Origin of the sequence: Mycobacterium parascrofulaceum ATCC BAA-614, assembly GCF_000164135.1 — a bacterium.
Lineage (GTDB): Bacteria > Actinomycetota > Actinomycetes > Mycobacteriales > Mycobacteriaceae > Mycobacterium > Mycobacterium parascrofulaceum.
This window is the reverse complement of sequence record NZ_GG770558.1, coordinates 338768-365194: the sequence shown is the minus strand read 5'-3', so window position 1 is coordinate 365194 and position 26427 is coordinate 338768. Positions and strand designations below refer to the sequence as shown.

Below are 26427 nucleotides of genomic sequence, written 5' to 3'. Positions count from 1 at the left end.
CCTTCCGTCGCGCGAAATCGAACGGTTTCCCGTTCGCTACATGGATGTTTTACACGTGTGTGCGCGTGGTATGCGACCCGCATGTTCTCGAAATTAACCCTTACGAAAAGACTGGCGGTGAGCGGGGCGGCGGCCGCGGCGATCGCCGTTGCGCCGGTCGCCATCACCGGTGCCGTCGCTTCGGTGCCCGCGCCCTCGGCGGCGCCCACGCATGTGGTCTTCAAGGACACGCCGGGCGGCGGCGGCTGCGACGGAAACGGCAACTGTGGTTCGGGCGGACAGAACCAGGGGCCGGGCGGCGGTCCCGGCGGCCAGGGCTGCGTCCCCGGCGTCGGCTGCGGTTCGGGCGGACAGAACGCGGGTCCCGGCGGGATTCCGGGCGGCCAGGGCTGCCTGCCCGGCGTCGGCTGCGGCGGCGGCCACGCTTGACCGGGCCGACACCCTCAGGCTGAACCCGGCGGCTCCCGGAGCCTGGCGATCCAGGCCCGGGAGTCCGCGGGGTCGATGACGTCGTCGAGCTCGAAAGTGGTGGCCGCCCGCAGCGCCTTGCCATGCTCGTAGGCCGCCGCCACGAGCTTGTCGAACAACTCCTGGCGTTTGACGGGGTCGCCCTCGGCGGCCAGCTCCTTGCTGAAACCGAGGCGCACGGCGCCCTCCAGCCCCATCCCGCCGATTTCGCCGGTCGGCCAGGCGACGGTGAACTGCGGGGCGCGAAACGAGCCGCCGGCCATCGCCATCGCGCCGAGCCCATATCCCTTGCGCAGGATGATCATTCCGACCGGGACGGTCAGACGCGCGCCCAGCACGAACATCCGCCCGAACCGCCGGACCGCCGCCTGAACCTCCGCGTCGGGTCCGACCATGAAGCCCGGCGTGTCGCACAGCGAAATGACCGGCAGCCCAAACGATTCGCACAGCGCGAGGAAGTCGCCGGCCTTGTCCGCCGCCTCGGCGTCGATGGCCCCGCCGAGGTGGTGCGTGCTGTTGGCGATCAGCCCGTAGGCCGCGCCCTCGACGCGCACCAGCCCGGTGACGATGCCGACGCCGTAGTCGGGCCGGAGCTCCAGCACCGAGCCGGTGTCGACGATCGCCTCGATGGCCCGGTGCACGTCGTAGGCGCGTAACCGGTTCTGCGGCACCACATGCCGGGCCAGCCGCGGATCCGGCGCCGACCACTCGGCCAGCGCGCCCTGGAAGTACGACAGGTACTGCTTGGCCAGCGACACCGCGTGCGCCTCGTCGCGGGCGACCAGGCTGACCACGCCGTTGCGCCGCTGCACGCCGATCGGCCCGATCGCCTCCGGCGGATACACCCCGAGCCCGCCGCCCTCGATCATCGCGGGTCCCCCCATCCCGATGTTGGCGTCCGGGGTCGCGATGATCACGTCGCACACCCCGGCCAGCGCCGCGTTGCCGGCAAAGCACCGGCCCGAGACGATGGATATCAGCGGCACCCGGCCGCTCAGCGCGGCCAGCATCCGGAAGGTCGGCACGTCCAGCCCCGCGAGGCCGCCGACGTCGGTGTCCCCCGGCCTGCCGCCGCCACCCTCGGCGAACAGCACCACCGGCAGACGTCTCCGGGCGGCCAGGTCGAACGCGCGGTCGGTCTTGGCGTGGTTGCGCATCCCCTGCGTGCCGGCCAGCACGGTGTAGTCGTAGGACACCACGACGGCCTCGGCCGCCGCCCGCCCGAAGCGGTCCGCGCCGATCGTCGCGAGGCCGGCGATGAGGCCGTCCGCCGGCGTGTTGGCGATCAAATCATCTTCCGAACGCCGGCTGCGCTGCGCCGCGATGGCCAGCGCGCCGTATTCGACGAAGCTGCCCGGGTCGATCAGATCGGCGATGTTCTCCCGCGCGGTGCGGCGGCCCTGCTTGTGCCGCCGCGCCACCGCGGCCTCGCGGCCCTCGTCGAGGGTCAGCAGATGCCGCCTGCGCACCTCGTCCAGGTCGGCGCGTGGCCGGTCGAGATCGGTTGCCACAGCGGCGGAGTCGCCGCGGTCGGCGGCTGCCGTGCGGGTGAAGACCAGCAGCGGGTCACCGGTCCCGACGACCTGCCCGGGTGACACCAGGACGCGCGCCGTCCGCAGCGCGTCCGGCGCGGCGAGCACATGCTGCATCTTCATCGCTTCCAGGACGACGAGCTGGCTGCCCGCACGAAAGTCCGCACCCTCCGGCACCACCTCGACCACGGTGCCCGCCAGTTGCGCGCGCAGCACGTCCTCGCCGGGATACAGCTCGACGGGCGCGATGGGGACGTCGTGGTGGTGCGACGACGCCGCAGCCGCCAGCTCGGGCAGCTTCTCGTCGAGGAAACCGGTGCTCACCCAACCCGATTCCACCGCGGTGTCGCTCAGCAGGGCGTGGAGGAAGTCGATGTTCGTGCGCACGCCCTCGATGCGGAACTCGGCAAGGGCGGTCCGGGCCTTGCGCAGCGCCGCCCCCGGTGACGACCCGTGCACGTGGGCCACCACCTTCGCCAGCAGTGAGTCGTACTGCGCGTTCACCACCAGCCCCGCCCGGCCGTAGGTGTCGACGCGGACCCCCGGCCCGCTCGGCGGCGAAAACACGGTGAGCGTGCCGGCCGCGGGCAGCACGGACAGGTCGGGGGCGAAAGTCTCCGCGTTCACCCGGGCCTGGACGGCGATCCCGCGATGCGCGGCGGGCTCGCCGATGACTTCGTTTCCGTCGGAGGCGATCCCGGCCGGTAGCCCGAGCTGATAGTAGGAGGCGCCCCCGGCGATGGCCAACTGGACGGCCACCAGGTCGAACCCGGTCGTCTCCTCGGTCACCGTGTGCTCCACCTGAATTCTCGGGTTGACTTCGAGGAACACGAATTCCCCACCGGCGAACAGAAATTCGACCGTGGCCAGCCCGTGCAGCCCGACCCGCGCGCACAACCGCGCCGCCGCCTGGTGCAGGTCGCGCCGCACTTCGCCGGAGAGGCCCTGGGCGGGTGCGACTTCGACGATCTTCTGGCGGCGGCGCTGAATGCTGCAGTCGCGGTCGCCGAGCGCCAGCGCGCGGGTTTGGTGCCCCGCCGGCGCGCCGACGACCTGCACCTCGATGTGCCGTGCGTCTTCGAGCAGCACCTCGGCGAACAGCGCCGGGTCCCCGAAGCCCAGTTGGGCCTCCGCGGCGCATTGCCGGTAGGCGTCGCCGATCTGATCAGCGCTGCGCACCGGGCGCATTCCGCGGCCGCCCCCGCCGGCGAGCGCCTTGATCATGATGGGGCCGCCCCGGGCCCGGAAGAAGTTTTCAACGTCCGCGACGCTGGCCGGCCCGTCGGTGGCGGGCAGCACCGGCACCCCGGCGGCGGCCGCGGCACCGCGGGCGGCGGCCTTGTTGCCCACCAGCTCCAGCGCGTCGGCGCTCGGTCCCACGAATGTGTAGCCCGCGCCGGCGCAGGCGCGGGCGAATTGGGCGTTCTCGCTGAGGAACCCGTAGCCCGGGTGGATCAGCTCCGCCCCCGAGTTCTTGGCCGCCGCCAGCATGGCGGGCTGGTCCAAATAGGCGCGCGGTCCGGCCCCGGGCAGGCCGATCGCTTCGTCGGCCGCGTGCACATGCGGGTTCTCGGCATCGTCTTCGGCGTAGACCGCGACCGTTCGCATGCCCAATTCGGTTGCGGTGCGGACGATCCGGAGCGCGATCTCGCCGCGGTTGGCGACCAGCACGGTCGCGGTCATCGCAGCGGTTCCCCCCACCGCACCTGGTCACGGAGTTTGCCCTTGAGCAGCTTGCCGCCCGCGTTGCGGGGCAGCGCGCTGTCGACCACCGTGACATACTGCGGCACTTTGAAGTCGGCGAGTTGCTCCCGGCAGTGGTCGAGCACCGCCGGGACGTCGATCTCGTCGGCGCCGCCGAACAGCACCGCGCCCACCTTCTCGCCCATGACCTCGTCGGGGACGGCCAGCACGCACGCGTCCGCGACGTGGGGCGCCGCCAGCAGGACCGCCTCCACCTCGACGCTGGAGACGTTCTCGCCGCCGCGGTTGATGATGTCCTTGAGGCGGTCGACGATCTGCACTCGGCCCGCATCGTCGACACGGACCACGTCCCCGGTGTGCAGCCAGCCGTCCACGATGGTCGCCGCGGTCGCTTCCGGCCGGTTCCAGTACCCGGCGGTCACGTTGGCTCCGCGGACCACCAGTTCACCGACGCCCGGCTCGTCGCCGGCGAACGCGACCAGCCCGAGGTCGACCGAGGGCACCGCGTAGCCGACCGAATCGGCGTGCTCGACGGCGTCCTGACTGGGCAGCACGGTCATCAGCGAGGCTGTCTCGGTCATGCCGTAGCCGTTGAACACCGTGGCCTGGGGGAAGGCGTCCTTCACCGCGCGCACCAGGGACGGCGCGATCGGAGCGCCCCCGTAACCCACCCAGCGGACCCCGGAGACGTCGGCATCGGCAAAGCCGTTGTGGCGCAACATCAATGCGTACACCGCCGGCACGGTGACCATCACGGAGACACGCTCCGCGGTCAGCGCGGCAATCAGCCCGTCCAGGTTGAGGGTGGGCATGACCACCGAGGCCCCGCCGAGCCGGGTGGCGGCCAGCAGCTGTGAGTTGCAGCCGGTCACGTGGAACAGCGGCACCGAGATGAGCGTGCGCATCGCCTCGCCGAGGTCGCGCGGCTGGTCGAGACAGCGGATGGCGTTCTCGGTGTTGGTCAGGAAGGCCTCGTGGGTGGTCGGCACCCCCTTGGGGTGGCCGGTGGTGCCCGAGGTGTAGAACAGCGCGGCCACGTCGGCGGGGCCGAGCCGCTCGGTCACGTACGGCTGGCCGTCGGGCAGCGGGGTGTCGGCCGCCAGGTCCAGCGTCGCGCCGGAGTCGGAGAGGACGAACTCGACTTCCGGTTGCGCCGAGCGCGTATTGACCGCCACCGCAATGCCACCGGCCATCACGATGCCCCAGAACGCCAGCACCCAGTCGTTGCCCGCGGGGTAACGCACCGCGACGCGGTCACCGGGCCGCAACCCGGCCGCGCGGAGCCCACCGGCGACGCGCGCCGCGCGGTCCCAGAGCTGGCGGTAGGTCAAGCGGCCGGCGCCGAGCTCGACCAGCGCCTCACTGTCCGGGCGCCGCTCGACCTGTTCGGCGAGCATGTCCAGCAGCGTGGCGGGCAGGTCGGCGTAGCGCGGGACGCCGTCGACGCCGCGGGTCACGCCGGTCGTCGGGAACGGGTTGCGGTCGCGCGGAATTTCGAGGACTCGTGGCTGCGTCACGTCTCGACCTCCGTCACACCGAACAGTTACGTCCCGGTTGTGAGCGTAGTCGGCAGCCTCGTCCCGAACTCGAAACCCCGCGGCCGGATCAGCGCAACGGTGCGGGCAACGCGACGGACAGACCGTCGCTGAGACCGCGGTTTATCTCGTGTTCCTGAACCGTGCCGCGCGTCGATGGCGAGTCCCGGCAGTCGCAGCCGAGGCCCCCGAACGGGTTGGGGTCGGGGCCGACCGGCGTTGCGACGCTGCAGCCCAGCGCGAGGACCGCGCTGAGCACTGCATTGGCGATCACATCGAGACCTCTCCTCACCCGGATCTGTCGCATCCGTGCCCTGTAAGCGAGTGGACGAAGACGCTTGTGCCAGCGGTAGCCGCGTCCGCCGCTTCTGACCGCAACACCATGTGGTTGAGGGCCAAGAAGGTGAGGACCGCTCCCGATCCGGCCATCATCGGTGGCAGCACCAACAAACACAGCTCCGACCAGCTCAATCCGGTGAGTCGAAGGCCCGCCAGCAAGACGGCCGCATTGACGGCGAATGTTCCGGCCACGTGGGCCACCCACCTCGTCGCATACCGGGCGCTCGACGCACGGATACTGATCGGAGCAGCCGTGGTTGTCTTCATGATCCCAGGCTCTCGCGTTGCGGGGCCTGAGTCGTCATTGCTGACACCCGTCTTGCGGGCACCGGCAGCCCGACCGCGGCAATACCTGCTGGCTGGAATTACGCTCGGCACTGCGGGCGCAGATCACACGAGAGGATCACGGTCGGGGTGGAGCCGGAGGAGGCGGGCGTGCGGGTGGTCGTCGCCGACGACGACGTGCTACTGCGGGAGGGCTTGGCCAGCCTGCTGGCCCGCTCCGGATACCGCGTGGTCGGTCAGGTCGGTGACGCCGCAAGCCTGCTGGGGCTGGTCCGTCGGGAAAGGCCACAGCTGGCGATCGTCGACATCCGGATGCCGCCCACGGGCACCACCGACGGCCTCGACGCCGCCATGACCATCCGCGAAGAGCTGCCCTCGGTCGGGCTGGTGATCCTGTCGGCCCACGTGGACGTCGAACATGCGATGCAGCTGCTGGCCAGCGGCCGCGGCGTCGGGTACCTGCTGAAGACCCGGGTCACCGATGTCGACGATTTCCTCGACACGCTGGGCAGAATCGCCGGCGGCGGATGTGTGATCGACCCCGCGCTGGTTCAGGAACTGGTCGAGGCGCGCACGCGCAACGATCCGCTCGCCGTGCTGAGCCCACGGGAGAAGGAAGTTCTCGGTCTGATGGCCGAAGGGCGGTCGAACGCGGGGATCGCCCGCCGCTTGTGGGTGACCGAGGGCACCGTCGAAAAGCATGTTCGCAACATCATGACCAAACTGGAGCTCCACGAAACGCCGGACGACCACCGGCGCGTTCGTGCGGTCATCACCTTTCTGGAAGCTCGCTGACCCGTGCCGAAAGCCACGCCCCAGCGGGTATCCCGCCCCGCCTCGACGTGGCTGTCGCGGGACCCACTACCCACGTCGCTGGGCCTCGCGGTGGCCATCGGGTGCATCGCGGTGGAAACGTCGGTCATGCTGCTGCTCAAAATGTTCGTGCCCGACAACGCCTTTGGCGTGCTTTACCTGATCGGCGTCCTGATCGTTGCAACCGGGTGGGGCGCCGGCCTGACCACCGGCACCGCCGTGGTGAGCGCACTCGCTTTCGACTACTTCCGTAGCTGGCCGGACACCGCGATGGGGTGGCCCGAGCCTCAGGACTGGACGGCATTGGCCGTCTTCGTCGTGGTCGGGCTGGTGGCTAATTCGCTGGCGCGCACCGCTCGAGCGCATGCCGTAGCCGCCGAAGGACGCAGGCGGGACGCCGAGGCGAGCCGCGACGAGCTCCGCGTCCTGGCCGAACAGCAAGCCGCGCTGCGCCGGGTGGCGACCCTAATCGCGCGCGGAGCCCGGCCATCGGACGTCTTCCCGGCCGTGGCTGATGGGCTGGCGAGATCGCTCGGGGTTGCCAACGCCGCGCTGTGGCGTTACGAATCCGACGGCACTGCAACACTTGTCGCGGCCCAGGATGACCCCGCGCAGGTGGCGCGGATGCCCGTCGGCGGCCGCTTATCACTGGACGGGGAGAACATCGGCGCCATGGTGGCCGACTCCGGTCAACCCGCGCGGATGGACAGTCATGACACCGCGATCGGTGACGTGGCGGCGCTGATCCGCCGGCTGGGATTGCGCAGCGGCGTGGGAGCACCGATCGTGGTCGAGGGCAGGCTGTGGGGTGTCGCGGTCGTCGGCTCCCCTACCGCGCCGCTCCCGTTCGGTACCGAGCAGCGGGTCGGCGAGTTCACCGAACTCGTCGCCACCGCCATCGCCAACGCCGAGGCCCACGCGGCGCTCACCGCGTCCCGAGCGCGCATCGTGACCGCGGCCGACGACGCCCGCCGCCGCCTGGAGCGCGATCTGCACGACGGGGCACAACAACGACTGGTATCGCTTGCCCTGCAATTGCGCTCCATCGAGGCGGGGGTGCCGGCAGAACTCGGTTGGCTGAAAGACGAGATTGCGGCCGTTGTGACCGGTCTGAGCACCGCATCGGCGGAGCTGCAGGAGTTCGCGCGGGGCATTCATCCGGCGATCTTGAGCAGCGGAGGGCTCGGTGCGGCGGTCAAGACGCTCGCCCGCCGCTGCCCGGTTCCGGTCAACATCAGCCTGGCACTGGCGGGACCGACGTCCGAGTCCGCTGCGGTCGCCGCGTACTACGTTGTGGCGGAAGCGCTGACGAACGCGGCCCGGCATGCGCAGGCCTCCCGGATCGACGTCGACGTCCGGGGCGACGGCTCGGAGGTGCGGCTCGCCATTCGCGACGACGGTGCCGGCGGCGCCGACAGCGGCAAGGGATCGGGGCTCGTGGGCTTGATCGACCGAGTCGAAGCGCTCGGTGGCCATCTCCAGATCGCCAGCCCGCCCGGTGGCGGCACGGCGCTGCACGTCACGATCCCCGCCCGCACCTGACAGCGCGCGGGCCCCCCTGTCGGGTGTCCTATCGTCATAGCGGTGACGATCGAGGACCCCGCCATCATGCCCGAGGCCTTCTTCACCGTCGACGGCGATTCCTACCTGCCGAGCCCGCTGACCCGCGGACCGTGGGGCGCGGCGATGGGCGGCCAGAACGTCGGTGGCCTGTTGGCTTGGGGCATCGAGCAATCGGGCGTCGAGCCCGCCTTTCAGCCGGCCCGGTTCACCGTCGACCTGCTGCGCCCGGCCTTGCCTGAACCGGTGCAGATCCGGACCTCGGTGCAGCGGGAAGGGCGGCGCATCAAGCTGGTCGACGGGGCGCTGGTGCAGAACGGCAACACCGTCGCGCGGGCCAGCGCACTGTTCCTGCGCCGAGGGGAACACCCGGACGGCGCGGTGTGGTCGGCGCCGTTGGCCATGCCGCCGCTGCCGGTCACCTCCGATGGCTTCCCGGCCGACATGCCTTTCCTGATCTGGGGGTACGGGGCCACCGCCGCGGGCAGCCCGGGCATCGCGGCCGGCGAGTGGGAGCAGTCCCATTCGCAGAAGTTCGCCTGGGCGCGGATCTTTCGCCCCATGGTGCACGGCTATCCGCTGACCCCGTTCGTCCGACTGGCTTTCGCCGGTGACATCACCAGCTCACTGACCCATTGGGGCACCGGCGGATTGCGCTACATCAACGCCGACTACACGGTCACCGCGAGCCGCTTGCCCGACGGTGAATACCTGGGCCTGGCGGCCCAAAGCCATTACGGCACGGCCGGTGTCGCGACCGGGGCCGCCACCCTGTTCGACCGGCACGGGCCGATCGGCACCAGCTCGGCGCTGGCCCTGGCCCAGCCGGCCGAGGCGTTCAGGCCGACCCACACGTAGACGGCCTATTCCATCAGCTGGGCGGCGACCGTCGCGCCGAGTTCCCAGCAGGCCTGCAGGTCGTCCTTGTCCGGCCTGCCCGAAACCACCACGGTCTCAGCGGCTTTCGCCCAGCCGAGCCCCGTCGTTATGGACATGACGCCGCGCTCGGCGCCCTCGGTCCCCTCGTTGCCGTGCAAGTAGAGGCCGAACGGGCGGCCACGCGTCGAGTCCAGCAGCTGGTAGTAGGCGCAGTCGAACGCGTGCTTGAGTGCCCCGCTCATGTAGCCCAGGTTCGCCGGGCTGCCCAACAGATAGCCGTCGGCCGTCAGCATCTCGGCCGGCGACACCGTCAGCGCCGGTCGCCGAACGACCTCGACGCCCTCGATCTCGGGGTCGGTGGCGCCCGAGACGACGGCCTCGAACATCTCCTGGCAATGCGGGGACGGTGTGTGGTGGACGATCAGCAGCGTCTTGCTCATCGACTTGCTCATGGGCGGCCCTGCAATTCGAGCGCCGTCTTCATGGCTTCCCGCGCCCGGCGCCGGTCCCCCGCATAGTCGTAGGCGCGGGCCAGCCGGTACCAGCGCCGCCAGTCGTCGGGGTGGTCTTCGACTTCGGTGCGCACGGTGGCGAACAGTGCGTCGGCGGCGTCCCGCTCGATGCGGCCGGACGCCCGCCGCGGCAGGTCGCTGGTGTCGAGCTCCATGCCGTCGGCCGCGATCAGGTTGGCCAGCTTCTGATGGGCGAACCCGAAGCGCAGGGTCGCCACCATCGCCCACAGGCCGATCAGCGGCATGATCAGCACCGCCAGCCCCAGCCCCACGGCGGCCGCGCGGCCCGAGGCGATCATCGCGAGGGCCATCCGCCCCAGCAGCACGAAGTAGCCCAGCATCGCGACGCACAGCAATGCGATCAGCAACTGGGTGCGCAGGGCGGCGTTCATCGCGGGTTCACCGCAGGTCGAGCAGGGCCTCGAGCCCGACGGTGAGGCCGGGCCGTTCCTGGACGCGCCGCACCGCCAGCAAGACGCCCGGCACGAAAGACGTGCGGTCCAGGCTGTCGTGGCGGATGGTAAGCGTCTCCCCCTCGGTCCCGAACAAGATCTCCTGATGGGCGACCAGCCCGGCCAGCCGCACCGAATGGACGGGGATGCCGTCGACGTCGGCGCCGCGGGCGCCGGGCAGGCCGGTGCTGGTGGCATCGGGGTTGGGCGGCAACCCTTTTCGCGCCTCGGCGATCAGCTTGGCGGTCCGCGCCGCCGTACCCGACGGGGCGTCGGCCTTGTGCGGGTGATGCAGCTCGATGACCTCCACCGATTCGAAGAAGCGCGCGGCCTGCTTGGCGAAATGCATGGACAGCACAGCGCCGATCGCGAAGTTGGGCGCGATGAGGACGCTGGTGCCGGGCTTGTCGGCCAGCCAGGCCTGCACTTGGTCGAGGCGCTCCTGCGTGAAGCCCGTGGTGCCCACGACGGCGTGAATCCCGTTGGCGATCAGGAACTCCAGGTTGCCCATCACGACATCGGGGTGCGTGAAGTCGATGACCACCTCGGTGCCCGACTCGGTGAACAGGCCCAACGAATCGCCGGCGTCCACCTCGGCGGACAGGTTCAGGTCCTCGGCGGCCTGCACGCCCGCCACCATCGCCGAACCGACCTTGCCCTTGGCCCCCAAGACGCCTACCCGCATGAGCTTCACCCTAGACCGGTGCGCACCCCTCGCCGATCGCCGTCCCGTCCCGTCACGACGACGGTTCGCCGGCCGGTGCCGGGGTACCCGTGGTTGAAAGTGGCGTTCCCGATTCAGTCCCGGTTCGCGGGCAGAGGCAAGGAGCAGCGATGGCAGGACACAAGCGTTGTGACCGATTGGCGAGTCTGGCGCTGACGAGCGGCCCCCTCCTCATCGCCGGATGCCTGTTGGCATCCCCGGCTCGGGCCGACGCCAATTCGTTCCTCAACCATGCGCACAACCTCGGTATTCACGACGCCCGGGGTGGTGACGCGGGGTTGTTGGCGGCGGGTCAACGACTCTGTCAAGAGTTGTGGGCCGGCGCCAATGCCGCGCAGCTGAAGGCGAGGGCGCTAGCGCGTTCCGACACCAACCAGGGTTCCGAGGGGCTCAGCCCCCAACAGGCGAGCAACCTGGTGGACGTCGCCTACGCCGATCTGTGCCCACCATGACTGGGCCCGCCATGACTGGGCCCGCCATGACTGGGCCCACCATGGCCTGATTCGTCCACAGTCCGGTATTCATCCACAACCGCCGCTTGCGGCGTGGCGCATGTCCGCCCACGCCAATACGCTTCGAACATGAGTTCGATTGAAGTCCCGGCTGAGGTCGGTGCCGCCCTGGACGCGCTGAACGCGGCCGACGCGGCGGTGCGCGGGCTGGACTTCGGCGCTCTGAGCCCCGCCGTGCGGTTGCACGTGCTGGAAGCGATGGAGCGCTCCCAACGGCGCCGGGTTGCCGTCGGCACCGACGTGATCGCCGGCTTGGCGAGCGAGGATCCCGGCGACGTCGGCGGTCCGATCCACAAGGTGATCGCCGACTGGCTGCGGATCAGCTATGCCGACGCGTGCCGCCGAGTTCGGGACGCCAAGCAACTCTCCCCGCGCCTGAGCCTCACGGGCCAGGAGCTCCCACCGGAGCTGCCGGCCACCGCCCTGGCATGGCGCGAGGGCTTCCTGGATGGACAGCATCTGCGGGTGATTCAAGCGTTCGTGCGCGACCTGCCGGAGGCCGTCCCCGCCGACACGGTGGAGGCGGCCGAGCGTTTCCTGGCCCAGCAGGCGGTGGGGTTGCGTCCCGACCAGCTGCAAAAGGTCGCCCACCAGTGCGCCCTGTGGCTCAACCCCGACGGGAAATTCTCCGATGCGGACCGCGCCCGCCAGCGCGGCTTCAGCTGGGGCGTGCAGCGGCCCGACGGGATGAGCGTCGGGAAACTGGTCGCCACCCCGGAGCTCCGGGCCAATCTCGACGCCTGGCTGGCGCGGTTCGCGGCCCCGGGAATGTGCAACCCGGAGAACGAAAAGCCCTGTGTCGAAGGCGAGCCCAGCGAGGGGTTGGCGACCGGCGACGTGCGCAGCCACGCGCAGCGCCAGCATGACGCGCTCAACGTGTTGGTCCGCAGCCGGCTCGGCGATCCGAAACTTGGCGCGCACAACGGCTTACCGGTCACGGTCATCGTGTCCACCACGCTGCAGGAGTTGACGGCGGCCACCGGGCGGGCGGTCACGGGCGGCGGAACCGTGCTGCCGATGAGCGACGTGATCCGGATGGCGCGCCATGCCTATCACTACTTGGCGGTGTTCGACGAGCACTCGGGCCGCCCGCTGTATCTCGGCCGCTCACGCCGAATCGCCACACCGGACCAGCGCATCGTCCTGTACGCGAAGGACCGAGGCTGCACGCACCCCGGCTGCGACGCGCCGGGCTACTGGTGCGAGGTCCACCATCTCGACGAATGGGCCACCGGCGGGCTGACCGATGCCGACAAGCTCACCTTCGCCTGCACGCCGCATCATAAGCTGATCGAAAAGGGCTGGCGGACAAGGAAACGCCCCGACGGGCGCACCGAATGGATCCCGCCGCCGCACTCTCCCGCAAGCTGGAAGTACCCCGATGAGCGCGGGCAGCGCACGAACGACTACCACCACCCCGAACGCTCCGGAGACCCGTGACCCCGGCTAGGTCTTGAAGCGCCCGGCGAACCCGCGCAGCGGCAAGTCGGCGCTGGTGATAAGCCCCGGCGGGGCCGCGACCACCGATTTGATCGACGCCAGCGCGGGCATGCCGGTGACGGTCATGCCGATGGAGGCGAAGTTGTCCGGATTGGACAGGTCCACGCCGGGTTTGGGGAAGATCATGTGCTTGTTGTAGATGCACGGGTCGCCCTTGATCTGGGTGATGTAGCAGCCCTTGATGTTCCAGCTCGGGTCGGTGTGCGGGGTCATCTGCCACTCCAGGTGCGTCTCGACCCGCGGCACCCCGTCGACCATGCCCTGATACTTGATGTAATTGCCGCCCAGCGAGCCCTTGGGCAGCGTGTACCACCCCAAATCCACATCCTTGGTGCAGGCGCCCAACTCGTAGCTGAACTTCACTTCGTCGAGGGTCAGGTCGAAGCAGTCGGCCATCATCAGCACGCTGTCGGCGAAGACGCGGGTGTACTTCTCCAGCTTGGCCGGGATCTCCGGATCGTCGACCGGCTGGCCGTAGCCCACCTCGATCCAGGTGTCCTTGGAGTGGTGGCAGGACACGTCCACGGACTCGATGGTGGTGACGTTCTCGATGTCGGCGACGTCGGCCGAACACACCACGCCCAGGATCTGGTTCAGGCCCGGGTTCATCCCGGTCCCGTAGAACGTCGCGCCACCCTTCTCGCACGCCTCGGCGAGCAGCCGGCTCACCGGCTTGCCCGACGGATGCGGGTGGTTCTTGTCGCGGTGCCAGCCGGTGATCCAGTCGGCGGTGGTGACGATGTTGATGCCCGCCTCGAGGACTTTGACGTAGAGGTCCTCGTCGGGGAACACCCCGTGGAAGGTGAGCACGTCCGGCTTTGCGGCGATGATCTCCTCGACGGTGCCGGTCGCCTTCACCCCGTTGGGGGCCGCGCCGGCGAGCTCGCCGGCGTCGCGTCCGATCTTGTCCGGCGAGTAGCAGTGCACGCCAACGAGTTCGAGATCGGGCTGGGTCGCGATCCGCTTGATCATCTCAGAGCCGACGTTTCCGGTGGCCACCTGGAACACGCGGATTGGTTTATTCACTCGGCGTCAACCTCCTGATAGAACTGCTTGGCCCACTTGCGGATTGCGGTGAAGCCCTGGTACTCGTCGGTGGCCAGCGCCGGCGGGTCCGAATAGCGCTGGTGCTGCCAGATCTCGATGTCCTGCTCGAACTGCCGGATCACTTCGCGGCCGAACTCGGCCCCCTTGCGCTCGGCGCGGGCCGGGTCCTTGCCCGGGGTCCGGCCGATGTAAACCATGAAGCGGACGTCGGAGGTGGACTCGTCGACCGGGGTGACCGCGGAGATGGTGCGGTTGTCCACCATTCCCCAGCTCTTGGTCACCGCGATGCCCAGCCCGCCGTTGACGGCCTCGACGCCGCTGTTGACGTCCTCGATCTTCTGCCCGTCGTCGCCTTCGAACGTGATCGTGAAGTCGACGAAGGACACCGGTTCGGCGAAGTCGTGGCGGGTGAACACCGGCACGATGGGCGTTTTGTGCACGAATTTGAAATGCGCGAAGTCGACGCCGTTTTCGAGCACATACTGCGGATGCAGTTCCAGGGCTTGCCGGTACAGGCGCTGCTGTGGGTAGTAGTCGTCCGCGCTGCTGCCGTCGCCGAACGCGCCGAAGACGTCCGGCGCGTCGAAGTAGGGCTCGCGCCGGTCGACGTCGTGCCAGATGTAGACCGACGCGTTGCGTTCCACCACCGGGTAGGTGCGGATGCGACGGCCGCGGTTGGGCCGGTCCTGGTAGGGGATGCAGACGTTGCGGCCTTCCTGGCTCCATTGCCACCCGTGGAACGGGCACTGCAGCACCTCGCCGACGACCGTGCCGCCGTAACCCAGGTGCGCGCCCAGGTGCTCGCAGTACGCGTTCATCACCGTGAGCTGCCCGGACTCGGCGCGCCACGCGACCATCTCCTGGTCGAAGTACTTCATCTTGTGCACGTCGCCGACGGCGATCTCGTCGGACCACGCAACCTGAAACCACCCGGTTGGTTTCATCGACAACGGCGGCTTAGCCATGCGGAATCCCTCCTTGGGAAGGAATGATAGGCCCCGCTCCCGCCATGATCAAAGTACCCTCTATGAAACATAAACCATTCCCCGCGATAGGCTCGGCTGATGACTCGGCAGGTGAGCGGGGCCGGAACCGCGAACCGGCGCCCCAACCGGCGTGGCAACGCCACGCGCGAGAGCATGCTGGAGGCCGCGCTCAGGTCGCTGGCCTCCGGCGACCCGGGCTCGGTGTCGGCCAATCGCATCGCCAAGGAGATCGGTGCCACCTGGGGCGCCGTGCAATACCAATTCGGTGACACCGACGGGTTCTGGGCGGCGGTGTTGCACCGCACCGCCGAGCGGCGCGCCGCGACTTTCTCGACGCTGTCGTCCCCGATCTCCCCGGATGCGCCGCTGCGCGAGCGGGTCGGCGCCATCATCGACACCCTCTACGGCGGGCTGGCATCGGCGGACTCGCGGGCGATCGAGAACCTGCGCGCGGCGCTCCCCCGCGACCCCGACGAGCTCGAGCGCCTCTTCCCGCGCACCGCCGCCGAACTGTTCTCCTGGGGCAAGAGCTGGCTGGAGACCTGCCAGAACGCGTTCGCCGGCCTGGACGTCGATCCCGATCGGGTGCGCGAAGTCGCCGCCCTGATCCCCGGCGCGATGCGCGGCCTGGTGTCCGAGCGCCAGCTCGGCTCGTATGCCGACCTGGACATGGCGCGCCGCGGGTTGACCAACGCGCTGGCCGCCTACCTGGAGCCATCCCGCCCGTGACGACCGGCGCCGTCACCATCCGGCGTGCCGGGCCGGGCGATCTGGCGAACGTCGCCGAGATGCACTATCCGGTCTGGCGGCAATCGTGGACCGGCGTACTGCCGGATTCCACGATCGACGTCCTCGGCTCGCCGCGGCGCTGGGCCGTGCTGGCGTACCCGAGAGTCCTGCAGCGCCGGGGCTGGAGCATGTGGATCGCCGAATCCGATTCCCGGGCAATAGGAATGACCATCTTCGGGCCCGATCCGGCGGACCGCGGGCGGGTAGAACTCGACTCGCTCTACGTCGCGGCGGGATGCCAGCGGCGCGGGATCGGTGCCAGCCTGCTCGCCACTGCCCTGGGCGAAAGCCCGCCCGGCGACGTCGTCCTGTGGTGCGCCGAACATAACACGCAGGCGCGACTCTTCTACGAGAAGAACGGCTTTCGCGCCGACGGCCGCACCCTGGACTGGCAGCCGCTGCCGGGTGTCAACGTGCCCCACGTGGGCTACCGACTCAGCCGGCCGGAACGTGCCGGCGCAGGTCGTACTGACCGAGGTCGGTCTTCGCCAACATCGCCCGGTGTTCGCCCGGCGTGAAGGGCCACACCTCGGGCACCCCGTCCTTGTTCAGGTACCAGCTCTGGCAGCCGGTTGTCCACACCGTGTCCGGCATCGCGGCGCGCAGCTTGGCGTTGAAGCGCTCGGTCGCCGGCCAGGTCGGTTCGACCGTGTCGAATTCACCGCTGCGCCAACGCTGAATCCAGCGCAGTATGTGGTCGGCCTGCGATTCGGCGACGGTCGTCAGTGCCAGGTTGCCGACGGGGCTGTGCGGCCCGAGCATCATGAAGAAGTTGGGGAAGCCGGGCAGGGCCACCGTCTGGTAGGCCCGCGGACCGTCGCGCCACACGTCGTCGGCTCTCAAGCCGTCGCGGCCCACCACCCGCATGGGCCGGAAGAACGCGTGGGTGTCGAATCCGGTGGCGAGCACGATGACGTCCGCCTCGTGCAGGACGCCGTCGCCGGTCACGATGCCGCGCCGCTCGACGTGGTCGATTCCGGCGGTGACCAGTTCGACGTCGTCGCGCTGGATGGCGCGGTAGAAGCCGTTGGACATCACCAGCCGTTTGCACATCGGCGTGTAGTCGGGCGTCAGGGCCCGGCGCAACTCGGGGTCGCGGACCTCGCGCAGGCTGGCACGGCACAGCGCCCCCATCATCTTGCGGCGCAGTCCCGGCTTGGTGAGCCCGGCGGCGAACAGGTCGAAGCCGAAGCTGTAGCAGCGGTACGCCATCCGGTCGAGCCAGCCGAACCTGCGATGGGTGATGTTGGTGAACCTGCTGTATCGGGGGTTGGGCAGCCGCAGCACCCACTGCGCGGTGCGCTGGAACAGCATGACCCGGCCCGCCACGCCGCTCAGCCCGCACACCAGCTGCACACCGGTCGACCCGTTGCCGATGATGGCGATCCGGCGCCCGCGCAATTCGACGGAGTGATCCCACCGCGCCGAGTGAAAAGCGTGTCCGCCGAAGTCATTCAGTCCGGGAATCGACGGCAGGCGGGGGTGATGAAGCACGCCGGTGGCGCAGATCAGGAAGTCGACGGTCGACTCCGCGCCGGCGGCGGTGCGCAACCTCCAGCGCCCGTCCTCGAATCGCGCATCGGAGATCTCGGTGCCGAACCGGATGCGGTCGCGCAGCCCGAAGCGGTCGGCGACGTCGCGGAAGTAGGCCTGGATCTCGCCGCCGGGCGAGAACAGGTGTGACCAGTTCGGGTTTCGCGAGAAGGTGTACTGGTAGACCCGCGACGGGATGTCGCACACCAGGCCGGGGTAGGTGTTCTCCCGCCAGGTCCCGCCGACCTCGTCGGCCTTCTCGTAGATGGTCACATCGTTGATCCCGTTGCGCAGCAACGCGATCGCGACGCACAGGCCGGACATGCCCGCTCCGACGACGGCTACGGCGGGATCGCGGCGCATGGTCGCGGGCTACTCGGACTCGGCGCGCTGCTTCAGGCGCTGCAAGGTGAGCCGGATGTGTTCGGTGTTGGCGGCCACCCGATCCGGGACACCGGTGGCCCTGCCGGCGAGCTTGCGGAACCACGCGGGCCTGCGGTCCCAGGTGCTCTCGGTGACCCGGCAGCCGCCGTCGGCCGCGACGATGTCGTACTGCCACCGCGCGATCGGCAGCACGGTATGGCGCACGTCGAAGGCGAAGCGTCGACCCGGGTCGGCGTCGGTGACCGTGCACTTGGTGCTCCAGCGGAGTTTGCCGTTTTCGTTGTGACCGGTGAACACCGCCCCGGGGCGCGCCGCGTCGCCTTTGCGCCACTCCATCGCCACCGCCTCCTCGGCGAGCGAGGCCAGCGTGGGCAGATCGGTGATGAGCCGATACACCACGTCGGGGCCCGCGTCGACCTGTACGGTGGCCGTCACGCTTGGGTCAGTCATTGGCCGATCATAGCCAGCACGTGCGCGGTTTCAGCGCGATTGCGGCCCATCCGAACTTTCTCCACACTTGAGGGCGAACCTCCACAGCAAGGGGCAACCATGCGAGTCGGCGTACCGACCGAGACCAAGGCCAACGAGTTCAGGGTGGCCATCACGCCCGCCGGCGTCGCCGAACTCAGCCGCCGCGGCCACGACGTGCTCGTCCAGGCCGGGGCCGGTGAGGGGTCGTCCATCCCCGACGAGGAGTTCAAGGCCGCGGGCGCCGAGTTGGCCGGCTCGGCCGAACAGGTGTGGGGCGAAGCCGACCTGCTGCTGAAGGTGAAGGAACCGATCGCGGTCGAATACGGCCTGCTGCGCCCACGACAGGTGTTGTTCACCTATCTGCACCTGGCCGCCTCGCGCGCCTGCACCGAGGCGCTATTGACTTCCCGCACAACGTCGATCGCGTACGAGACCGTGCAGTCCGCCGACGGCAGCCTGCCGTTGCTGGCTCCGATGAGCGAGGTCGCCGGCCGACTCTCGGCGCAGGTGGGCTCCTACCATCTGATGCGGTCCCACGGCGGGCGGGGCGTGCTGATGGGCGGGGTTCCGGGCGTCAAACCCGCCGACGTCGTGGTGATCGGCGCCGGCACGGCCGGCTACAACGCCGCCCGGGTCGCCAACGGCATGGGCGCGAGCGTGACTGTTCTCGACGTCAACATCGGCAAGCTGCGCCTGCTCGACGCGGAGTTCGGCGGACAGGTCCGCACCCGCTACTCGTCGGCGTACGAGCTGGAGGGCACGGTCACGCGCGCCGACCTGCTGATCGGGGCGGTCCTGCTGCCCGGCGGCAAGGCTCCGGAGCTGGTGTCGAATTCTCTTGTCGCACAAATGAAACCGGGTGCGGTGCTGGTGGACATCTCCATCGACCAGGGCGGCTGCTTCGCCGATTCCCGGCCGACCACGCACGACGACCCGACGTTCGCCGTGCACGACACGCAGTTCTACTGCGTCGCGAACATGCCCAGCGCCGTGCCCAAGACGTCGACCGTGGCGCTGACCAACGCCACCATGCCCTACGTGCTCGAATTGGCCGACCGTGGCTGGCAGGCGGCGTGCCGGTCGGATCCCGCTCTCGCCAAAGGGCTTTCGACGCACGACGGCGCGCTGCTGTCCGAACGAGTGGCCACCGACCTGGGTCTCCCGTTCACCGATCCGGCGGGCCTGCTCACCTAGTCCGCTTCCACCAGGCCGGCGATGATGTCGGCCGCCGGCCCGGGTTGGGCCTCCTTGAACGACGTTCCGGCCCACAGCGGTATCCCGTTGGGGTCCTCCAGGGCGGCCGCCGCCTCCCGGATCGGCGAGGTCATCTGGTTGACCTCGGGGTAGCCGAGCGGCGCCACGTTGTCGAGCAGGCGGGTGAAGTTGTTCTCCAGTCCGCGGGCGTAGCGGCCCGAGAAGGCGCGCGTGACGACGGTGGTCCCGAAGACCGGATTCTTCAGGGCGGTGCGGTGCGCGGTGCTGGTGCCGGCTTCGTCGCTGAGCAGCAGCGCGGTGCCGACCTGTGCGGCCACCGCACCCCGGTGCAGCACGGCGGCGACGTCACGGGCGTTGCCCAGTCCGCCCGCCGCGACGACCGGGACGTCGTGCGCGTGGCGGATGCGATCGATCAGGTGGTGCAGCGATTCGTTGCCGGGCTCCATGTCGGGCGCGAACGTGCCGCGGTGCCCGCCCGCGTCCGGTCCCTGGACGATCAGGCTGTCGGCGCCGGCGGCGACGGCCACCCCGGCCTCGTACGCCGACGTCACCGTGACCATCACCAGCAGGCCCAGCGCCCCCAGCCGGCGGATGACGTCGGGCGGCGGGACGCCGAAGGTGAACGACACCAGTTCGGGCCGCACGTCGGCCACCACCTCGAGCTTGCGCTCCCAGTCGTCATCGTCACCGTATTCCGGGTGACCGACCTCGACCTGGTAGTAGTCGGCGATCTCTTCGAGCTCTTCGGCGTAGTAGTCCAGCGCCATCCAGTCGGCGACGCTGGGTTGGGGAACGAACAGGTTGACGCCCAGCGGGCCGGTGGTGGCCGCGCGCGCGGCGGCGATGTCCTCGGCGAACCGCTCCGCGCTTCGGTGGCCGGCGGGAACGAAGCCGAGCCCACCCGCGTTCGACACCGCCGCGGCCAGCTCGGGCGTGCCCGGTCCGCCGGCCATCGGCGCACCCACGATGGGCACCATGATGTCCCAAAAGCCCAGTACCACGGAGCTAATTTACCATCGCCCGAAGTTGTTGGGGCAGTGACCGTTTGGAGGCGTACGGCCCCAGGACCGCGGCGCCGTAGGGCTGGCCGAGCAGCCGGCGGGCGACCGCGTTGACCTCCTCGACCGTCACTTCGTCGATCTTGCGCAGGGTGTGCTCGATGCTGCGGTGCTCGCCGTAGTTCAGTTCGTTGCGCCCCAACCGGCTCATCCGGGAGCTGGAATCCTCCAGTCCCAGGACGAGGCCGCCGCGCAACGACCCCTTGGCGATGCGGCACTCCGCCTCGGTGATGCCGTCGCGGGCCACCGACTCGAGCACCTCGTTGGTCACCTTCATCACCTCGGCGAACCGCTCGGGCTGGCAGGCCGCGTAGACCGACAGGGCGCCGCTGTCGGCAAAGATGTCCACCGTCGAATAGACCGAGTAGGCCAGCCCGCGCAATTCGCGAACCTCTTGGAACAGCCGAGAACTCAAGCCCCCGCCCAGCGCGCTGTGCAGCACGGACAGCGCCCAGCGATGCCGCCAGCTACGCCCGGGGGTGCGCACGCCCAGCGAGACGTGGGTCTGCTCGGCGTCCCGGTTGCCCAGCATCAGGCCGGGCCGCCCGGTCACCCGCCCGGCGCCCTTGCGCGGGGCGATGGGCCGGCGCCCGCGGACCAGGTGCGGCCCGAAGTGCGCGCGCACCAGCGCGACCACCTCGTCGTGGTCGACGTTGCCGGCCACCGCGACCACCATGCGTTCCGGGGTGTAGCGGCGCACGTGAAAGGAGTGCAGCTGGGCCCGGGTCATCGAGGACACCGACTGTGCGGTGCCGATCACCGGCCGGCCCACCGGATGGTCGCCGAACATCGCGCCCAGGAACATGTCCCCCAGCGCGTCCTCGGGATCGTCGTCGCGCATCGCGATCTCTTCGAGCACGACGTCGCGTTCCAGCTCCACGTCGTCGGCCGCGCAGCGACCGTTGAGCACGACGTCGGCCACCAGGTCGACCGCCAGCGCCAGGTCGCTGTCCAGCACGTGCGCGTAGTAGCAGGTGTGCTCCTTGGCGGTGAAGGCGTTCAGCTCACCGCCGACGGCGTCCATCGCCTGCGCGATGTCCACGGCGCTGCGGGTGGGCGTCGACTTGAACAGCAGGTGCTCGAGGAAGTGCGCCGCGCCCGCCACGGTGGCACCCTCGTCGCGCGACCCGACGCCGACCCACACCCCGACGGACGCGGAACGCACCGACGGCAGGTACTCGGTGACCACGCGCAGGCCGCCCGGAAGGGTGCTGCGGCGCAGCGCCGTCGAGGTTTCGACCTCAAGGGTTTGCTTGCCGCGGCGCAGGGCCGCGGCGCGGTCAGCTGCTGGCGGTCGCGGCATCGGCAGGTGCGGCCGCCGGGGCGTCGGCCGGGGCGGCGCTGTCTTCCTCGACCAGGACGAGGGAGATCTTGCCCCGCTTGTCGATGTCGGCGATCTCCACCCGCAGCTTGTCGCCGACGTTCACGACGTCCTCGACCTTCGCGATCCGCTTGCCCCTGCCCAGCTTGGAGATGTGCACCAGGCCGTCGCGTCCGGGCAGCAGCGACACGAACGCACCGAAATCGGTTGTCTTGACCACGGTTCCGAGGAACCGCTCGCCCACGGTCGGCAGCTGCGGGTTGGCGATGGCGTTGATCCGGTCGATCGCGGCCTGCGCCGAGGGCCCGTCGGTGGCGCCGACGAACACGGTGCCGTCGTCCTCGATGGAGATCTGCGCGCCGGTCTCCTCGGTGATGGCGTTGATGATCTTGCCCTTGGGCCCGATGACCTCGCCGATCTTGTCCACGGGGACCTTGATGGTGGTCACCCGCGGCGCGTAGGGGCTCATCTCGTCGGGGGCGTCGATGGCCTCGGCCATGACCTCGAGGATCGTCAGGCGCGCGTCCTTGGCCTGGGCCAGCGCACCCGCGAGCACCTGGGACGGGATCCCATCCAGCTTGGTGTCCAGCTGCAGGGCGGTGACGAAGTCCTTGGTGCCGGCGCACTTGAAGTCCATGTCACCGAACGCGTCCTCGGCGCCCAGGATGTCGGTCAGCGTGACGAAGCGGCGCTCGGTCTTGCCGTCCACCTCGACGTCGTCGGAGACCAAGCCCATCGCGATGCCGGCGACCGGCGCCTTGAGCGGCACGCCGGCGTTGAGCAGCGCCAGCGTGGACGCGCACACCGATCCCATCGAGGTCGAGCCGTTGGAGCCCAGGGCTTCCGACACCTGCCGGATCGCGTAGGGAAATTCCTCGACGCCGGGCAGCACCGGGAGGAGGGCGCGCTCGGCGAGCGCGCCGTGCCCGATCTCGCGCCGCTTGGGCGAGCCGACCCGGCCGGTCTCGCCGGTGGAGAACGGCGGGAAGTTGTAGTGGTGCATGTAGCGCTTGGAGGTTTCCGGCCCCAGCGAGTCGATCTGCTGGGCCATCTTGACCATGTCGAGCGTGGTTACGCCCAGGATCTGGGTCTCACCGCGCTCGAACAGCGCGCTGCCGTGCGCCCGCGGCACCACGGCGACCTCGGCCGACAGGGCGCGGATGTCGGTGATGCCCCGGCCGTCGATGCGGAAGTGGTCGGTCAGGATGCGCTGGCGGACCAGCTTCTTGGTCAGCGAGCGGAAGGCGGCGCTGACCTCCTTTTCCCGGCCCTCGTAGGTCTCCGCTAGCCGCGTCAGCACCTCGGCCTTCAGCTCGTCGGTGCGCGCGTCGCGCTCGGCCTTGCCGCCGATGGTCAGCGCCTTGGCCAGTTCGTCGGTGGCCACCGCGGCCACCGAGTAGTACACGTCCTCCTGGTAGTCCGGGAACGTCGGGTACTCACCGACCGGCTTGGCGGCCGCGTCGGCCAGCTCCTGCTGGGCGGTGCACAGCACGTTGATGAACGGCTTGGCGGCCTCCAGGCCTTCGGCCACCACGGTCTCCGTCGGCGCCTGGGCGCCGCCCTCGACGAGCTCGATGACCTTGTCGGTGGCCTCGGCCTCGACCATCATGATCGCGACGTCATCGTCGACCTTGCGGCCGGCGACCACCATGTCGAACACGGCCCGCTCGAGCTGCTCGACGGTGGGGAACGCGACCCAGGTGCCGTCGATCAGCGCCACCCGCACGCCCCCGATGGGGCCGGAGAACGGCAGCCCGCTGATCTGGGTGGACGCCGACGCGGCGTTGATCGCCAGCACGTCGTACAGGTCGTTGGGGTCCAGGCTCAGGATCGTCACCACGACCTGGATCTCGTTACGCAGGCCGGAGACGAACGACGGCCGCAGCGGGCGGTCGATCAGCCGGCAGGTCAGGATCGCGTCGGTGGAGGGCCGGCCCTCGCGGCGGAAGAACGAGCCGGGGATGCGCCCGGCGGCGTACATCCGCTCCTCGACGTCCACGGTCAGCGGGAAGAAGTCGAAGTGCTCCTTGGGGTTCTTGCTGGCGGTGGTCGCCGACAGCAGCATGTTCTCGTCGTCGAGGTAGGCGACGACGGCGCCGGCGGCCTGCTGGGCCAACCGGCCGGTCTCGAAGCGGATGGTGCGGGTGCCGAAGCTCCCGTTGTCGATAACGGCGGTTGCCTCGAACACGCCTTCTTCAATTTCAGCGACAGACATAGGTGTCCGTACGGCCTCTCTGGGTATTCAGCTTTTTCGCGTCGTCACGCGCAAGTAACCCGGGAGCTTCCTACGAAGCTTCCTACGAGAGGAAAAGTCTGAATGCGGCTACGGCCATCGATCGAAGCGGCCGACCTGCCCCAGATCCGGAGAGCCCGGCCGCCACTACCGAAGACCGCCCGATACAGACTGGGCTGCTCCCGTCGTGACACGCTGGAACGGCACACGCGGATCTGCGCGGCCGCACCATTGGTTCGGGCCGAATCGGCCCAGAACGCTCCTACTCTACACGGGCGGACGTAGCCCGAAAGAGGGCTGGGTCAGCGGCGCAGACCCAGGCGCTCGACGAGCGAGCGATACCGCTCCACGTCGATCTGCGCGACGTACTTCAGCAACCGGCGCCGCCGGCCGACCAGCAGGAGCAAGCCCCGCCGGGAGTGGTGGTCGTGCTTGTGCACCTTCAGGTGCTCGGTCAGGTCGGCGATCCGCTTCGTCAGCAGCGCGACCTGCGCCTCCGGGGAACCCGTGTCGGTGTCGTGCAGGCCGTAGGTGCCCAGGATTTCTTTTTTCTGCTCGGCGGTCAGCGCCACGAAAACATCTCCATCAATCGGTGCCGCGAAAAACTTGAACGAAAAACGTGTCCGTGGCCGCCGCGGACTGCAGCACACGTCATGCTCGGGGGGCGAGTCTATCAGCGGCTGCGATGTCCACCGAAATCCCAGGCCAGCGGCCCGCGCCGGCAGCAGCGGCGGATCAGTCCCGCGCCGAGAGCATCGCGCGGGCCCGTTCGGTGTCCTCGCCCATCGCGTCGATGAGGTCCTGCACCGAGTCGAACCTGGTCTGCCCGCGGATGCGGGCGACGAAATCCAGCGCCACGTACTGGCCGTAGAGGTCGGCCGTGGTGTCCAGGACGAACGCCTCGACGGTGCGGGTGCGTCCGGAGAACGTCGGGTTGGTCCCGACGGACACGGCGGCCTGGTAGCGCTCGCCCGGGACGACGGTGCCGGTCACCGGCCCGTGCCCGAGCAGGGTGAACCACGCGGCGTACACGCCGTCGGCCGGGATCGCCGAATACATCGGGGGCGCCACGTTGGCCGTCGGGAATCCCAGCTCCATCCCCCGCCCCTCGCCCCGGACGACGACGCCCTCGACGCGGTGCGGACGGCCCAGCGCCTCCATGGCCGCCACCACGTCACCGGCGTCCACGCAGGACCGGATGTAGGTGGAGGAAAACGTCACCGTCTCGTTGCTGTGGTGCTCGGACAGCAGCGACATGGACTCGACGGCGAATCCGAACCGCTCCCCGGCGCGCCGCAGCGTCTCGACGTTGCCGGCGGCCTTCTTACCGAAGGTGAAGTTCTCCCCCACCACGACCTCCACCACGTGCAGGTGCTCCACCAGCAGCTCGTGGACGTAGCGCTCCGGCGTCAGCTTCATGAAATCGCTGGTGAACGGCATCACCAGGAAGACGTCGATGCCCATCTCCTCGACCAGCTCCGCGCGCCGCGTCAGCGTCGTCAGCTGCGCCGGATGGCTGCCCGGGTAGACCACTTCCATCGGGTGCGGGTCGAAGGTCATCAACACGGTCGGCACGTTGCGGGCGCGCCCCGCCTTCACCGCATGCGCGATCAGCTCGGCGTGGCCCCGGTGCACACCGTCGAACACGCCGATGGTGAGCACGCATCTGCCCCAGTCCGTGGGAATCTCGTCTTGGCCGCGCCACCGCTGCACGCCCGCAAGCCTACGGCTCCGCGTCCGCCGCCGGGAGATCCGTGGGCGCGAGGGTGTCGAGGAGCACACGATCAGGCTTGGTTTGCCTAAACTTGCTCGGTGTGAGGGCTGACGAAGAGCGTGGCGGTCTCACCGCGGTCGGCCAGGACTACCTCAAGGTCATCTGGAACGCGCAGGAGTGGTCCCCCAAGGACGCGCCGCAGAAGGTCAGCACCAAGATGCTGGCCGAGAAGATCGGGGTGTCGGCCAGCACGGCATCGGAGTCGATCCGCAAACTCGCCGAGCAGGGCCTGGTCGACCACGAGAAATACGGCGCCGTCACCCTGACCGAGGCGGGCCGCCGCGCGGCGCTGGCAATGGTGCGCCGCCATCGGCTGCTGGAAACGTTCCTGGTCAACGAGCTCGGCTACGGCTGGGACGAGGTGCACGACGAGGCCGAGGTGCTCGAACACGCGGTGTCGGACCGGCTGGTGGCCCGCATCGACGCCAAGCTGGGCTTCCCGCAGCGCGACCCGCACGGGGACCCGATCCCGGCCTCCGACGGCCAGGTGCCCACCCCGCCCGCACGCCAACTGTGGGCGTGCGGCGACGGAGACGCCGGGACGGTCGCCCGCATCTCCGACGCCGACCCCGAGATGCTGCGCTACTTCGCCGACGTCGGCATCAACCTCGATTCACGACTGCGCGTGCTGGCCCGCCGGGAGTTCGCCGGCATGATCTCGGTGGCGATCGAATCCGGCGACGGCGTTCAGGTGACAGTCGACCTGGGCAGCCCGGCCGCCCGTGCGATCTGGGTGGTCGGCTAGCGGTGACCGCAAGCGCGGCGCAGCCGGGCGCAGGGGGTCTCCGCCATCGGGCTAGC

General features: G+C 69.6%; 25 protein-coding genes. 10 read left to right on the top strand and 15 right to left on the bottom strand.

What is annotated here, in order from left to right; translation table 11 throughout:
- Positions 1-81 precede the first annotated feature (81 nt).
- Positions 82-429 (top strand): hypothetical protein, encoded by a 348-nt coding sequence (locus HMPREF0591_RS25090; RefSeq protein ID WP_040623986.1) that lies wholly within the window; start codon positions 82-84, stop codon positions 427-429.
- 14 nt (positions 430-443) lie between these two features.
- On the opposite strand, the gene HMPREF0591_RS25085 is transcribed toward HMPREF0591_RS25090, so the two are convergent.
- From HMPREF0591_RS25085 to HMPREF0591_RS25075, 3 genes are all read right to left on the bottom strand, one after another.
- Positions 444-3683 carry an acetyl-CoA carboxylase family protein gene (locus HMPREF0591_RS25085; protein ID WP_040623881.1) on the bottom strand — a complete coding sequence of 1080 codons (3240 nt, stop codon included), beginning with the start codon at positions 3681-3683 and terminating at the stop codon, positions 444-446.
- Positions 3680-5221 carry a class I adenylate-forming enzyme family protein gene (locus tag HMPREF0591_RS25080; RefSeq protein WP_007171514.1) on the bottom strand — a complete coding sequence of 514 codons (1542 nt, stop codon included), beginning with the start codon at positions 5219-5221 and terminating at the stop codon, positions 3680-3682. Before HMPREF0591_RS25080 ends, HMPREF0591_RS25085 begins: the two co-directional genes overlap by 4 nt.
- Positions 5222-5309: 88 nt before the next feature.
- Positions 5310-5546, bottom strand: coding sequence for a hypothetical protein (locus HMPREF0591_RS25075; protein ID WP_167310179.1), 237 nt, complete (start codon positions 5544-5546; stop codon positions 5310-5312).
- Between the two features lie 446 nt (positions 5547-5992).
- Between HMPREF0591_RS25075 and HMPREF0591_RS25065 the strand changes: the two genes are divergently transcribed.
- The 3 genes from HMPREF0591_RS25065 to HMPREF0591_RS25055 are packed head-to-tail and all read left to right on the top strand — an operon-like array spanning position 5993 to position 9094.
- Entirely contained in the window at positions 5993-6658 is a 666-nt protein-coding gene (locus tag HMPREF0591_RS25065; RefSeq protein WP_007171511.1) for a response regulator, read from the top strand.
- Between the two features lie 3 nt (positions 6659-6661).
- Positions 6662-8218, top strand: a complete 1557-nt coding sequence (locus HMPREF0591_RS25060) for a sensor histidine kinase (protein WP_007171510.1) — start codon at positions 6662-6664, stop codon at positions 8216-8218.
- Between the two features lie 42 nt (positions 8219-8260).
- Positions 8261-9094, top strand: coding sequence for a thioesterase family protein (locus HMPREF0591_RS25055; protein WP_007171509.1), 834 nt, complete (start codon positions 8261-8263; stop codon positions 9092-9094).
- A gap of 5 nt (positions 9095-9099) precedes the next feature.
- Here the strand turns inward: HMPREF0591_RS25055 and HMPREF0591_RS25050 are convergent, their stop codons facing one another.
- Genes HMPREF0591_RS25050 through dapB form a run of 3 tightly spaced genes read right to left on the bottom strand, consistent with a single transcriptional unit; the run spans position 9100 to position 10764 of the window.
- On the bottom strand, positions 9100-9567 hold the full coding sequence (locus HMPREF0591_RS25050; RefSeq protein ID WP_007171508.1) for a flavodoxin family protein: 468 nt from the start codon (positions 9565-9567) through the stop codon (positions 9100-9102).
- Positions 9564-10019 carry a hypothetical protein gene (locus tag HMPREF0591_RS25045; protein WP_007171507.1) on the bottom strand — a complete coding sequence of 152 codons (456 nt, stop codon included), beginning with the start codon at positions 10017-10019 and terminating at the stop codon, positions 9564-9566. The genes HMPREF0591_RS25050 and HMPREF0591_RS25045 overlap by 4 nt, the downstream gene beginning before the upstream one ends.
- A gap of 7 nt (positions 10020-10026) precedes the next feature.
- Positions 10027-10764 carry a 4-hydroxy-tetrahydrodipicolinate reductase gene (gene dapB / locus HMPREF0591_RS25040; protein ID WP_007171506.1) on the bottom strand — a complete coding sequence of 246 codons (738 nt, stop codon included), beginning with the start codon at positions 10762-10764 and terminating at the stop codon, positions 10027-10029.
- 149 nt (positions 10765-10913) lie between these two features.
- Between dapB and HMPREF0591_RS25035 the strand changes: the two genes are divergently transcribed.
- Both HMPREF0591_RS25035 and HMPREF0591_RS25030 read left to right on the top strand, forming a co-directional pair.
- Positions 10914-11255, top strand: a complete 342-nt coding sequence (locus HMPREF0591_RS25035) for a DUF732 domain-containing protein (RefSeq protein WP_040623880.1) — start codon at positions 10914-10916, stop codon at positions 11253-11255.
- A 129-nt stretch (positions 11256-11384) separates the two neighbouring features.
- A complete protein-coding gene (locus tag HMPREF0591_RS25030; RefSeq protein WP_007171504.1) occupies positions 11385-12755 on the top strand; it encodes an HNH endonuclease signature motif containing protein in 1371 nt (456 codons plus the stop codon).
- A 6-nt stretch (positions 12756-12761) separates the two neighbouring features.
- Here HMPREF0591_RS25030 and HMPREF0591_RS25025 read toward each other — a convergent pair whose 3' ends face one another.
- Both HMPREF0591_RS25025 and HMPREF0591_RS25020 read right to left on the bottom strand, forming a co-directional pair.
- Positions 12762-13841, bottom strand: a complete 1080-nt coding sequence (locus tag HMPREF0591_RS25025; RefSeq protein WP_007171503.1) for an NAD(P)H-dependent amine dehydrogenase family protein — start codon at positions 13839-13841, stop codon at positions 12762-12764.
- Entirely contained in the window at positions 13838-14827 is a 990-nt protein-coding gene (locus HMPREF0591_RS25020) for an aromatic ring-hydroxylating dioxygenase subunit alpha (protein WP_007171502.1), read from the bottom strand. Before HMPREF0591_RS25020 ends, HMPREF0591_RS25025 begins: the two co-directional genes overlap by 4 nt.
- Before the next feature lie 174 nt (positions 14828-15001).
- Between HMPREF0591_RS25020 and HMPREF0591_RS25015 the strand changes: the two genes are divergently transcribed.
- Complete coding sequence (locus tag HMPREF0591_RS25015; RefSeq protein ID WP_007171501.1) at positions 15002-15577, top strand: TetR/AcrR family transcriptional regulator; 576 nt, start codon at positions 15002-15004, stop codon at positions 15575-15577.
- Positions 15574-16155, top strand: coding sequence for a GNAT family N-acetyltransferase (locus tag HMPREF0591_RS31390; protein ID WP_007171500.1), 582 nt, complete (start codon positions 15574-15576; stop codon positions 16153-16155). Before HMPREF0591_RS25015 ends, HMPREF0591_RS31390 begins: the two co-directional genes overlap by 4 nt.
- Here HMPREF0591_RS31390 and HMPREF0591_RS25010 read toward each other — a convergent pair.
- Positions 16073-17533, bottom strand: a complete 1461-nt coding sequence (locus tag HMPREF0591_RS25010; RefSeq protein ID WP_007171499.1) for a flavin-containing monooxygenase — start codon at positions 17531-17533, stop codon at positions 16073-16075. The two genes, HMPREF0591_RS31390 and HMPREF0591_RS25010, sit on opposite strands and share 83 nt — an antisense overlap.
- A 9-nt stretch (positions 17534-17542) precedes the next feature.
- Positions 17543-18004, bottom strand: coding sequence for an SRPBCC family protein (locus HMPREF0591_RS25005; protein WP_007171498.1), 462 nt, complete (start codon positions 18002-18004; stop codon positions 17543-17545).
- Positions 18005-18103: 99 nt separating this feature from the next.
- Between HMPREF0591_RS25005 and ald the strand changes: the two genes are divergently transcribed.
- Positions 18104-19219: an alanine dehydrogenase gene (gene ald / locus HMPREF0591_RS25000; protein ID WP_007171497.1), complete on the top strand. Its 1116-nt coding sequence runs from the start codon at positions 18104-18106 to the stop codon at positions 19217-19219.
- Here ald and HMPREF0591_RS24995 read toward each other — a convergent pair.
- The 5 genes from HMPREF0591_RS24995 to HMPREF0591_RS24975 all read right to left on the bottom strand — a co-directional run bounded on the left by HMPREF0591_RS24995 (position 19216) and on the right by HMPREF0591_RS24975 (position 25565).
- Positions 19216-20241: a nitronate monooxygenase gene (locus HMPREF0591_RS24995; RefSeq protein ID WP_007171496.1), complete on the bottom strand. Its 1026-nt coding sequence runs from the start codon at positions 20239-20241 to the stop codon at positions 19216-19218. The two genes, ald and HMPREF0591_RS24995, sit on opposite strands and share 4 nt — an antisense overlap.
- 4 nt (positions 20242-20245) lie before the next feature.
- Entirely contained in the window at positions 20246-21601 is a 1356-nt protein-coding gene (locus tag HMPREF0591_RS24990; RefSeq protein ID WP_007171495.1) for a M16 family metallopeptidase, read from the bottom strand.
- A complete protein-coding gene (locus tag HMPREF0591_RS24985; protein WP_007171494.1) occupies positions 21579-23834 on the bottom strand; it encodes a polyribonucleotide nucleotidyltransferase in 2256 nt (751 codons plus the stop codon). Before HMPREF0591_RS24985 ends, HMPREF0591_RS24990 begins: the two co-directional genes overlap by 23 nt.
- A gap of 320 nt (positions 23835-24154) precedes the next feature.
- A complete protein-coding gene (gene rpsO / locus HMPREF0591_RS24980; protein ID WP_003878661.1) occupies positions 24155-24424 on the bottom strand; it encodes a 30S ribosomal protein S15 in 270 nt (89 codons plus the stop codon).
- 163 nt (positions 24425-24587) lie between these two features.
- Positions 24588-25565, bottom strand: a complete 978-nt coding sequence (locus HMPREF0591_RS24975) for a bifunctional riboflavin kinase/FAD synthetase (RefSeq protein WP_007171493.1) — start codon at positions 25563-25565, stop codon at positions 24588-24590.
- A gap of 101 nt (positions 25566-25666) precedes the next feature.
- Here HMPREF0591_RS24975 and mntR point away from each other — a divergent pair, with 101 nt between their 5' ends.
- The gene (gene mntR / locus HMPREF0591_RS24970) at positions 25667-26371 is read left to right on the top strand and encodes a manganese-binding transcriptional regulator MntR (protein WP_040623871.1); all 705 of its coding nucleotides are present in this window, start codon (positions 25667-25669) and stop codon (positions 26369-26371) included.
- The last annotated feature ends 56 nt before the right edge of the window (positions 26372-26427 follow it).